Source organism: Alkalibacterium sp. 20 (assembly GCF_001885615.1).
Classification (GTDB): Bacteria; Bacillota; Bacilli; order Lactobacillales; family Carnobacteriaceae_A; genus Alkalibacterium.
In genome coordinates this window covers 1-8,492 of the sequence record NZ_LSRN01000063.1, presented here as the reverse complement: position 1 = coordinate 8,492, position 8,492 = coordinate 1, and the positions used below count along the sequence as shown (strand labels likewise).

Annotated in this window: 10 protein-coding genes; 4 read left to right on the top strand and 6 right to left on the bottom strand. The window is 35.4% G+C overall.

Translation table 11 applies throughout. The annotated features are described in order from the left end of the window. Positions 1 to 445: 445 nt before the first annotated feature. From AX762_RS10195 to AX762_RS10180, 4 genes are all read right to left on the bottom strand, one after another. Complete coding sequence (locus AX762_RS10195) at positions 446 to 973, bottom strand: N-acetyltransferase (RefSeq protein ID WP_071849030.1); 528 nt, start codon at positions 971 to 973, stop codon at positions 446 to 448. A gap of 79 nt (positions 974 to 1,052) precedes the next feature. After that, positions 1,053 to 2,402 (bottom strand): glucose-6-phosphate isomerase, encoded by a 1,350-nt coding sequence (locus tag AX762_RS10190; protein ID WP_071849029.1) that lies wholly within the window; start codon positions 2,400 to 2,402, stop codon positions 1,053 to 1,055. A 27-nt stretch (positions 2,403 to 2,429) separates the two neighbouring features. Continuing rightward, positions 2,430 to 2,828: an NUDIX hydrolase gene (locus AX762_RS10185; protein WP_083432923.1), complete on the bottom strand. Its 399-nt coding sequence runs from the start codon at positions 2,826 to 2,828 to the stop codon at positions 2,430 to 2,432. 34 nt (positions 2,829 to 2,862) lie between these two features. Then, entirely contained in the window at positions 2,863 to 3,240 is a 378-nt protein-coding gene (locus AX762_RS10180) for a CvfD/Ygs/GSP13 family RNA-binding post-transcriptional regulator (RefSeq protein ID WP_071849028.1), read from the bottom strand. 158 nt (positions 3,241 to 3,398) lie between these two features. Here AX762_RS10180 and AX762_RS10175 point away from each other — a divergent pair, with 158 nt between their 5' ends. After that, positions 3,399 to 4,577, top strand: a complete 1,179-nt coding sequence (locus AX762_RS10175; RefSeq protein WP_071849027.1) for a MalY/PatB family protein — start codon at positions 3,399 to 3,401, stop codon at positions 4,575 to 4,577. A gap of 56 nt (positions 4,578 to 4,633) precedes the next feature. On the opposite strand, the gene AX762_RS10170 is transcribed toward AX762_RS10175, so the two are convergent. Both AX762_RS10170 and AX762_RS10165 read right to left on the bottom strand, forming a co-directional pair. After that, the gene (locus AX762_RS10170; protein ID WP_177244088.1) at positions 4,634 to 5,488 is read right to left on the bottom strand and encodes an ROK family protein; all 855 of its coding nucleotides are present in this window, start codon (positions 5,486 to 5,488) and stop codon (positions 4,634 to 4,636) included. 27 nt (positions 5,489 to 5,515) lie between these two features. Beyond that, positions 5,516 to 6,112: a peptidylprolyl isomerase gene (locus AX762_RS10165; RefSeq protein ID WP_071849025.1), complete on the bottom strand. Its 597-nt coding sequence runs from the start codon at positions 6,110 to 6,112 to the stop codon at positions 5,516 to 5,518. 155 nt (positions 6,113 to 6,267) lie between these two features. Here AX762_RS10165 and AX762_RS10160 point away from each other — a divergent pair, with 155 nt between their 5' ends. The 3 genes from AX762_RS10160 to AX762_RS12645 are packed head-to-tail and all read left to right on the top strand — an operon-like array spanning position 6,268 to position 8,320. Next, positions 6,268 to 6,750 carry a divergent PAP2 family protein gene (locus AX762_RS10160; protein ID WP_071849024.1) on the top strand — a complete coding sequence of 161 codons (483 nt, stop codon included), beginning with the start codon at positions 6,268 to 6,270 and terminating at the stop codon, positions 6,748 to 6,750. 46 nt (positions 6,751 to 6,796) lie between these two features. After that, positions 6,797 to 7,795: an NAD(P)/FAD-dependent oxidoreductase gene (locus tag AX762_RS12650; RefSeq protein WP_071849031.1), complete on the top strand. Its 999-nt coding sequence runs from the start codon at positions 6,797 to 6,799 to the stop codon at positions 7,793 to 7,795. Between the two features lie 15 nt (positions 7,796 to 7,810). Then, positions 7,811 to 8,320, top strand: coding sequence for a phosphatidylglycerophosphatase A (locus tag AX762_RS12645; RefSeq protein WP_071849023.1), 510 nt, complete (start codon positions 7,811 to 7,813; stop codon positions 8,318 to 8,320). The last annotated feature ends 172 nt before the right edge of the window (positions 8,321 to 8,492 follow it).

The following is an 8,492-nucleotide window of genomic DNA, read 5'->3' as shown; positions in this document are numbered from 1 at the left end:
CGTTCGTCCTGAGCCAGGATCAAACTCTCAATTTTAAGTTTGAAATAGCTCGTGTTACATAATTCCGAGTTAAACATGTTAACTCGTTTGTGTTGTCTTGGTCCAATAAATTGAACCGAAGACACCTGCACATTTGATTGTTTACTTTGTTCAGTTTTCAAAGATCTATTTCGTTCAACCGCTGACGACGTAATGTGTCAACTCGTATAACACTACAGGCTTCCGTTTCGATTGTCAAGAACTTTTTAAAGTTTTTTCGAAAAAACTTAAACGTTGTAAGCGTTACCTTTAGCTATACGACAACTACTTGAGTATACCGTGTCATGGTTCAAAAGTCAACCACAAATTATTATTTCGTTGCCACAAAATATATTACTATGTTTTGTAGCAACGAGAATAATCTTAACAGGTTATTGATACATAGTCAACAACAAATTTGAAATGATTACTTGTTTTCCCAAAAGTACAAATGATAGTCTTGCAGGTCTTCTCCATTATCATATTGTTCTACAGAGCCCACTTGATTGAACTCATTATTCTTATAAAAAGCATTTAAATATCTATTGGACGCAACACAATCCAATCGAAGTCCAGATTTCTTCTCCAATCTAGCGACTTCTTTAGCTTTATCTAGTAATAAATTGCCAGTATTTTTCCCATGCTCACCCTCCGATAATGCCAGGCGATGCAAATAAAGCACATCATTTGTTGAATCTCTTCCCCAAAAGTCTTCATCCCAAGCTGTTTGTTTACTCCACAAGGCAAATGTTCCCACTAAAAAATCGGAATGATAAACCAAATAAACTTCTTTACGTTTGATTGCTTCTTGTATGTTGTGTACATCTTCACCTTTTAATAAACCTGCCCATTGTGTAGATCCTTTATCATTTAGCCATTTTGCCGTTTCAAATAACAGTGTTTTCACTTTATTTAAATCTTCTAATTGTGCTTGGACCACTTTAGCGTCCCCCATAATCACTTCTCCTCAATTCCGTTACTTAAATAAAAAAAAAGAGAAAAGAGTCAAAACTCTTTTCTCCCTATAATTACTCTTAAAGTCTATTATTTAATTCTTTCGCTAAATCTTCAAAACCTGGCTTGCCTAATAAAGCAAACATGTTTTTCTTATAAGCTTCCACTCCGGGTTGATCAAATGGATTTACACCATTCATATAACCAGAAATGGCTACAGCAACTTCAAAGAAATAAAAGAGATATCCTAATGTGTAAGCTGAAGTATCCGGGATCGTTAAAACAAAGTTCGGAACCTCGCCGTCTGTATGAGCTAGTAATGTTCCTTCAAAGGCTTTTGTATTAACAAAATCAATTTCTTTACCTTCCAAATAACCTAAACCATCTAGATCTTCTTTTTCTTTAGGAATGGTTAGAGATTTTTTCGGTTTTTCAACTTTAATAACTGTTTCAAACAAGTTTCTTCTACCCTCTTGAATATATTGTCCTAAAGAATGTAAATCAGTAGAGAAGTTTGCACTGGACGGATAAATGCCTTTTTGGTCCTTACCTTCAGATTCTCCAAATAATTGTTTCCACCACTCTGATATATACTGTAGGTTTGGCTCATAATTAACTAATAATTCAGTCACTTTGCCTTTTCTATAAAGAATATTTCTCAAAGCAGCATACTGATATGCGCTGTTTTCTGATATTTTATCGTTAGAAAAATCTTGACGTGCTTGGTTTGCACCTTCCATTAATTCATCAACATCGCCACCACCTACAGCGATAGGCAGCAGTCCAACAGCAGTTAATACAGAAAAACGTCCACCAACATCATCTGGAATAACAAATGATTCATAACCTTCAGCGTCTGCTAATGATTTCAAAGCACCTTTTTCTTTATCTGTTGTAGCAAAGATACGTGTTCTTGCTTGCTCTTCACCGTACTTTTCAATCAATAGGTTTTTGAATACTCTAAACGCTAATGCCGGTTCCGTCGTTGTACCCGATTTAGAAATGATGTTAACTGAAAAATCTTTTTCTCCAATAACTTCAATAAGATCTGTTAAATAAGTTGAACTTATGTTATTCCCTGCAAAAAATATTTGAGGGGTTTCACGTTTATCTGAATTCAAAGAATTATAGAAGTTATGATTTAAAAAGTCTAGTGCCGCTTTAGCACCTAAATATGATCCGCCGATACCGATAACCACAAGAATCTCTGAATCTGATTTAATTTTTTGGGCAGCTTTTTTAATACGACCAAATTCTTCTTTATCATAATCCTCAGGAAGATCTACCCAACCTAAGAATTCGTTACCTGGTCCAGTTTTTTCGCGTAACAATTGATGCGCAGCACTTACTTGTGATTGCATGTACTCTAATTCTTCATTTTTAATAAATTGACCCATAACTTTAGAGTCATCAAACGTGATATATGACATAAAATAATTCCTCCATTTTTTTTTAAATTATATAAGTAAAAATTGCGGTACTCCAGATATCTTCCATTCTTCAAGGGTGGACATGATGTTATCTGAATGTACCCATGACAAACCACTATCTTCTATTAAGAGCTCTTCAGGTGATATCACGTCCTCATCTTCATAAATAAATACAAATAAGGGAATCCGATTATCATTTACAATAGCATTAGTTAACTCATTTAACTCTAATTTTTCTATCTCAATGTTTACGACTTCTTTTAATCTACTAATCACACAAGCAAGTCCTGTTTTTTTAGGCTCAACCCGTATGGCTGGAAACGAATAACCATTTTCCTCTCTTTTAACTAAAAAAACATATCTACCATCTGAATCTTTAACTAAGATCGTACTAGCTACATAGTGACTATCCTTAATCAATATCATTCACACCCTTCTGTTGCTATATTTTAAGGTCACTTTATTTTCTCTTTCCTTCTAGTTCTCTTAAAGCTTGTTGTGTCCACTTAGACATCTTATCATCGATTGATTTAAATCCAACACCTGTTTTTTTACCATACCTAGAAATGTTTTTACGATTTGAAAAAGGATGATACTTGGGTTTCTGCAGACTTCGAAGTGACAAACTAATTTTTTGTGAATATTCATCTATGTCCATTATCATAACATCTATTTCATCACCTTTAGAAACAATCTCTGCAATATCTTTAATATATCCATGTTTTAATTCAGAGATATGAACAAGGCCCTGTGTTTCATCATCAATGGAAATAAACGCTCCATACGGTTGAATTCCTGTGACAGTTCCCCTTACTTTTTGGCCGATTTTGTAAGCCATGAACTCACCTCTTTGCTTTCGTTATATGAGTGAATTTATCAATAAATAGTATAGCACGAATGTAACTATTTGGGAAGTACTCTTCCAGAAAACACCTTGCTTTAATCGGTCATATGCAAGATACTGGAAGCATAAATATATCTTGAAGGAGCGATTATATGGACTTTGATAAAGTGATTAGCCGAAAAAATACTGGAAGTGTCAAATGGGACAGAGCCGAGAAAATATTCGGCCAGGCTGACGTACTACCTATGTGGGTAGCTGATATGGATTTTGATAATGCCGAACCATTAAAAGATGCCTTAAGGTCTGTCATCGATGACGAAGTACTAGGGTATACTTTCCCCCAAGATTCACTTTTTACATCCATTATTAATTGGCAAAGAGAAAATCACAATATGGAAGTAAAAAAAGAGCACATCATGCTATCACCCGGTGTATTATCTTCAATAGCTGTTACCGTTCAAGCCTTGTCGAATCCTGGAGACGGCGTATTGATTCACGACCCCGTCTATACTCCATTCTTTTCAATGGTAAATAAAAACAACCGGCATGTTTACCGTACACCCCTAAAACTTGAACACGGACAGTATACAATGGATTTCAAAAATATAGAAAAACAGTTCAAAACAGTAGAAAATATAAAGTTATTTATTATTAGTAATCCTCACAATCCAGGTGGTCGCGTATGGTCAAAAGAAGAACTTACTGAACTGGTAGAATTGTGCAAGAAATATAGCGTTATTTTAATTAGTGATGAAATCCATAGTGATCTAGTCTATAGCGATAAAATCTGCACTTCTCCAGTAACGCTTGACGAATCCTATAAAAACTGGGTAATAACACTTCATTCTGCAACAAAAACATTTAATATTGCTGGAGTCAAGGCTTCATTCATAGTGGCTTTTGATGATGAATTAAGAGCAAAAATCATTGAGGTTCAAGAAGAAACAGAACTGGATATCATTAATACGTTCGGGATGAAGGCGACAGAAGCTGCTTTTTCCAACTCAAAAGATTGGCACAAACAATTATTATTGAAATTAGAGGCGAACAGATCTATGGTCACCAATTTTTTTGATACTCAACTTCCCAATGTTTCATACATGGTTCCCGAAGCCACCTACCTCTTTTGGTTTGACTCCTCAAATCTAAATATTGAAGATGAAAAATTGAGGGAGACATTCGCTCAAGTTGGTAAAATCGGCTTAAATGACGGATTAAGTTATGGCCCTAATGGTAAATCCTATATGCGTTTAAACTTCGCAGTTCCTAATTCACTTTTGGAGGACGGCCTTAACAGAATAAAAATAGTATTTGATCACTATGCTCAGTAAGCCTTTCAATTCAAATAAAAACACGATTCTCAAAAAAATTGAGAATCGTGTTTTTATTATAGTTCGTTTTGAGCTAAGAGCAAGCAACCTGTAATCCCTGCATTGTCTTGTAATTTTGGTGCAACAATGTACTCTTCTAAATTTGGCGTGGCCACATATTCATTAAGTAGTTTAGAAAATTCAGTTCTAACCAGCGGGAACAATTGTGTTTGTTTCATTACTCCGCCGCCTAAAATGATTTTTTCGGGACTTAATATTAACGTATACGTCATTAAAGCTTGTGCTAGATAATAGGCTTCTATTTCCCAAACCTCATCATTATCTGTTAAATATTGCGCTTTTTTATTATGTCTTTTTTCAATGGCTGGTCCCGATGCAAGTCCTTCCAAACAATTCTTGTGATATGGACAGGCCCCTTCGAAAGAATCATTTTCATGCATTCTTACCAAAATATGTCCCATTTCAGGATGACCATAACCTTCTAGCGGTTCACCATTTATTACAGCTCCACCGCCGATACCGGTTCCTATAGTGAGGTACAGACATGACTCTTTTCCAATAGCAGCACCTTTTTTCAATTCTCCAAATGCGGCTGCATTCACGTCCGTCGTCCATCCCATCGGCACATCATATCTTTCTTTTAATCTTCCCAAGAAATCTACATTTTTCCATCCCGATTTCGGTGTTGACGTTACATAACCGTAAGTCGCTGATTTTTTATTAACATCAATAGGACCAAATGATCCAATACCCATAGCATCCAGTGTATAATTATCAAAAAATTCAAACACTTTTCCAAATGTTTCTTCTGGTGTAGTTGTGGGAATGGATAATCTTTCTACATGTTCAAGATTATTATCACTCACTGCTAGAACAAATTTTGTTCCTCCTGCTTCAATAGCACCTAACATGATAGACCTCCTTTCCTTAAATTATACTTATTCGCTGTCTAGTATTGAGATGCTCTCAATAACAATGTCTTTATCAGGTTTATCCATAGCATTTTTTTCAACATTTTGAATACTATCTGCTACGTCGTAACCTTCAATTAATTGGCCAAAAACGGTATGTTTCTGATCTAACCAAGGAGTTCCGCCTTTTTCTTTATATGCTTCGATAATCTCTTCTGGATATCCGGCATCTTTTAACTGGGATACCATTTGTTCAGGCAATTCTGACATTGTCACAATAAAGAATTGACTTGAGTTAGTATTTGGACCAGCATTAGCCATTGATAGAGCCCCATTTAAATTGTACAGTTCTGGGCTGAATTCATCTTCAAAATTTCCGCCGAAGAAGCTATCTCCACCCATACCACTTCCTGTAGGATCGCCACCTTGAATCATGAAATTAGGAATGACACGGTGAAAAATAACACCGTCATAATATCCTTTTTTAGCTAATCCAACGAAGTTTTCTACAGTCTTAGGCGCATGTTCTGGAAATAACTGGATGGCCAGTTCACCTTTATTCGTTTTAATCACTGCTCTTAGACCCTTATTTTGATCATTTTTTAATTGTGGAAATTCACTCATTGTTTGTTCCTCCTAATTTAGATGTGTCTTTAGTTTACCTTAGTTGAACCATATTTCCAATAAGTTTTGTATTTGTAAAACTTTTTTATAATCATTTTCTATTGTTCATGTTATTATTAAAAGAAGAAATTATTTTACGCAAAGGACGTTGTTATATGACACTATTCGAAAATTTTCCATTAGTTGCTGCATTATCAGCTATTATTTTATCTCAAGTTATTAAAATCCCCATTGCCTATTTTCTCAGACGGCCTTCAACAGTTGCTTTGGCTATTTCGACCGGCGGTATGCCTAGCTCTCACTCAGCTGGAGTAACTGCCTTAGTAACAAGTTTATTAATAGAATATGGTATAGCTTCTCCTTATGTAGCTATTGCTTTTACCTTTGGTGTAATTGTCATGTTTGATTCTATGGGGGTAAGACGTCAAAGTGGCGAACATGGTATCATTATCAATGAGTTAATTAGAGATTTTGATGATTTGAAAAAATCTTTTTCAAAATACAAACATGAAGAAGTCTTGCAAGAAGATGACGAAGAATTAAGATCACGAGGATTTTTAGGACATAAGCCTATTGAAGTGTTTTTTGGAATAATCTCAGGCATTATTATTGCACTTGTAATCAGCTTGTTTTACTAAAAAAATTTAAATCTTACAGCAAAAACTATACGGAGGGTTACGCTTGATTGGTTCAGAAGAAATATACGATATAACTATTATTGGGGGCGGCCCTGTAGGAATGTTTGCCGCTTTTTATGCTGGCATGAGGAACGCTAAAACTAAAATAATCGAATCTTTACCCGTCCTGGGTGGGCAAGTCGCACTTTTATATCCAGAAAAAACACTTTATGATGTTGGAGGATATGCGGGCGTGACGGGTAAGGAATTAATACATCAACTTAAAGCACAGATGCAACATTTCGACCAAACTATCTGTTTAGAAGAAGAAGTGCGGGATATAACAAAATTGGATGAAAATCTTTTCTCACTAAAAACATCTAAAGGCATACACTATTCAAAGACCATCATTGTTGCCACTGGTCAAGGTTCTTTTCAACCTCGAAAATTGGTGCTAGATAATGCTGCGCCATATGAAAACACTAACTTGCATTATATAGTAAAACAAATAGATCAGTATAAAGGCAAAACTGTTGTGATCTGCGGCGGCGGCGATACTGCAGTCGATTGGGCACTTACGTTAGAATCAGTTGCTAAAAAAGTATACTTAGTGCATCGACGCGACCGTTTCAGAGCTCACGAAGGGTCTGTCGAAATACTAAAAGCTTCAAGTGTTGAAGTAATCACCCCTTACGTGCCTCATGAATTGATTGGCAAAGACGATCAACTCCATTCAGTCGTTTTCAAAGAGACGCGTGGAGATGGCCTTCTAAAAATTGATTTGGATTATTTTATTGTTAATTATGGCTTTGTGTCATCGCTTGGTCCAATCAAACAATGGAATTTAAATATTGACCGCACGGATATTATGGTCAACAGTAAGATGGAAACATCTATCAGTGGCATATATGCTGCCGGTGACAGTATTACATTTGATGGCAAACTAGACTTAATTGCTACAGGCTTCGGAGAAGCACCAATCGCTGTAAATCATGCTATCCATTCCATTCATCCAAAAGAACATGCTCAACCTATTCAGAGCACTAAATTATCATTCGAAGAATAAGAAGGAGGAAGAATAATGGTTCAATCAGGTTCAAAATTACACGAAGTAGCTTTAAAAAAATTAAAAAGTCGCGGTGTTAAACTAGAAGAAATCGCTGAATTAGTTTACGATTTGCAAAAACCTTATCTCTCGGAAATTACAATGGACATATGTTTAGAAAATGTTCAAGCTGTTTTGCGAAAAAGAGAAGTCCAAAACGCTGTACTCACAGGTATTGAATTAGACGTATTAACTGAACAAAAAAAATTATCAAGTCCTTTACAAGAGATTATCGAAGAAGATGAAAGTCTTTACGGTATTGATGAAATACTAGCTTTATCTATTGTTAATGTCTATGGTTCCATCGGATTTACAAATTACGGTTTCTTAGATAAAACAAAACCTAAGTTGATCAAACGTTTAGACGATCATACACAGTCCAATCAAACACATACATTTTTAGACGATATCGTGGGTGCCATTGCGGCCGCAGCAGCAAGCCGTTTGGCACATGGTAATCCAGAAATGTCTAAAATAATGAAATAAAGTTGCTTTTCGTAATGTTAGTGTTTTTATACTAACATTACTTTTTTTATGGTAATTTCCACCTAACATTAAATTTCCATCTCCACCCATACTACATTTCAATTACGTGATGTTGAGAAATGTAGTATTATTTAATAAAAAGCGTTCAAACAAAAAGTAGAGACTCTTTGTT

Bases quoted from the DNA above. Each gene is read 5' to 3' on its own strand.
- AX762_RS10165 (WP_071849025.1), bottom strand. From the start codon at position 6,112: ATGAGTGAATTTCCACAATTAAAAAATGATCAAAATAAGGGTCTAAGA.
- AX762_RS10170 (WP_177244088.1), bottom strand. From the start codon at position 5,488: ATGTTAGGTGCTATTGAAGCAGGAGGAACAAAATTTGTTCTAGCAGTG.
- AX762_RS10175 (WP_071849027.1), top strand. From the start codon at position 3,399: ATGGACTTTGATAAAGTGATTAGCCGAAAAAATACTGGAAGTGTCAAA.
- AX762_RS10185 (WP_083432923.1), bottom strand. From the start codon at position 2,828: ATGATATTGATTAAGGATAGTCACTATGTAGCTAGTACGATCTTAGTT.
- AX762_RS10180 (WP_071849028.1), bottom strand. From the start codon at position 3,240: ATGGCTTACAAAATCGGCCAAAAAGTAAGGGGAACTGTCACAGGAATT.
- AX762_RS10160 (WP_071849024.1), top strand. From the start codon at position 6,268: ATGACACTATTCGAAAATTTTCCATTAGTTGCTGCATTATCAGCTATT.
- AX762_RS10190 (WP_071849029.1), bottom strand. From the start codon at position 2,402: ATGTCATATATCACGTTTGATGACTCTAAAGTTATGGGTCAATTTATT.
- AX762_RS12645 (WP_071849023.1), top strand. From the start codon at position 7,811: ATGGTTCAATCAGGTTCAAAATTACACGAAGTAGCTTTAAAAAAATTA.
- AX762_RS10195 (WP_071849030.1), bottom strand. From the start codon at position 973: ATGGGGGACGCTAAAGTGGTCCAAGCACAATTAGAAGATTTAAATAAA.